This window comes from Dietzia sp. DQ11-38-2, assembly GCF_014145055.1.
Taxonomy (GTDB): domain Bacteria; phylum Actinomycetota; class Actinomycetes; order Mycobacteriales; family Mycobacteriaceae; genus Dietzia.
On the sequence record NZ_JAALDW010000430.1, the window covers coordinates 1 to 1,732 of the forward strand.

Consider the following 1,732-nt stretch of genomic DNA (forward strand, 5'->3'; position numbering starts at 1 on the left):
GGACTGGATCGTCTCGGCGGGCTTCATGCGCATCCTCGGAGAGGCGTTCCTCGGGGAGTTCACCGGCCGCGTGCTCAACTCCCACCCCGCCCTGTTGCCCTCCTTTCCCGGTGCCCACGCGGTACGGGACGCGCTTGCCTACGGAGTGGCGGTCACGGGATGTACCGTCCACCTGGTCGACGCGGGGGTGGACACGGGCCCGGTGATCGCCCAGCGCGCTGTCGACGTGTTCTCCGAGGACACCGAGTCCTCCCTCCACGAACGAATCAAGATCGTCGAGCGCGAGCTGCTCGTCGACGTCCTCGAGTCCGCCGCCCGTGGCCGACTCCACATCGAAGGTCGAAAGGTGCACCTATCGTGACCGACTCCCGCAGGCCCGTCCGCCGTGCGCTCATCAGCGTCTACGACAAGACCGGACTCGAGGACCTCGCCCGGGGTCTGGCGGCTGCCGGGGTCGAGATCGTCTCGACCGGCTCCACCGCGCAAAGGATCGCCGACGCCGGGGTGTCGGTGACGCCGGTCGACTCGCTGACGGGGTTCCCGGAATGCCTGGAGGGGCGCGTCAAGACGCTGCACCCACGGGTCCACGCCGGCATCCTGGCCGACACGCGCAAGCCCGAGCACCTCGAGCAGATCGCGGATCTCGGTGTGCAGCCGTTCGAGCTCGTCGTCGTCAACCTCTATCCCTTCACCGACACCGTCGCCTCCGGCGCGGACTACGACGCGTGCGTGGAGCAGATCGACATCGGTGGTCCGTCCATGGTCCGCGCGGCCGCCAAGAACCACCCGTCCGTCGCGGTGCTCGTCGACCCGGCCGGCTACGGCGAGGCTCTGGAGGCGGTGGCCGCGGGTGGGTTCCCGCTGGATCAGCGCCGTCGGCTCGCCGCCGCCGCCTTCCGCCACACCGCCGCCTACGACGTCGCGGTGGCCACCTGGATGACGGAGCAGACCGCATCACCGTCGCAGGACTCGGGCGAGGACTTCCCGGTGTGGCAGGGGCAGAGCCTCGACCTGGCCGCCACCCTGCGCTACGGGGAGAACCCGCACCAGCGCGCGGCCCTGTACACCGACTCCGCCGCCGCCCCCGGCCTCGCCCAGGCCGAGCAGCTGCACGGCAAGGAGATGAGCTACAACAACTACGTCGACGGTGACGCCGCCTGGCGCTCCGCCTTCGACCACGCCGAGCCGTGCGTGGCGATCATCAAGCACGCGAACCCGTGCGGCATCGCGATCGACGCCGACATCGCCGCAGCCCACCGCGCCGCCCACGACTGTGACCCCGTCAGCGCGTTCGGCGGGGTGATCGCCGCCAACCGTCAGGTCAGTCTGGAGATGGCCGAGCAGGTCGCCGAGATCTTCACCGAGGTGATCATCGCGCCCTCCTACGCCGACGGTGCCGTGGAGATCCTGCAGCGGAAGAAGAACATCCGGATCCTCGAGGCCGACCCGCCGGCGCAGGCGGAGCTCGAGCGCAAGCAGATCTCCGGCGGCGTGCTGGTGCAGCAGCGCGATTCGCTGGACGCCGACGGCGACGTGACCGCGGGGTGGACCAAGGCCTGCGGGGACGACGCCGACGAGCAGACCCTGCGCGACCTGCTGTTCGCGTGGCGGGCCTGCCGCGCGGTCAAGTCCAATGCCATCCTGCTGGTGCAGGCCGGTGCGACCGTCGGCGTGGGCATGGGCCAGGTCAACCGCGTCGACTCCGCCCGGCTCGCGGTGCAGCGCGCGGGGG

General features: G+C 70.8%; 2 protein-coding genes. Both read left to right on the forward strand.

Annotated elements, in window-relative coordinates:
* Nucleotides 1–361: formyltransferase family protein (locus G6026_RS13820; protein WP_277815615.1), on the forward strand; the 361-nt coding region annotated here is incomplete at its 5' end.
* Nucleotides 358–1,732, forward strand: a 1,375-nt coding sequence (gene purH / locus G6026_RS13825; RefSeq protein ID WP_182613507.1) for a bifunctional phosphoribosylaminoimidazolecarboxamide formyltransferase/IMP cyclohydrolase, incomplete at its 3' end; no start/stop codon positions are given. The genes G6026_RS13820 and purH, both read left to right, overlap by 4 nt.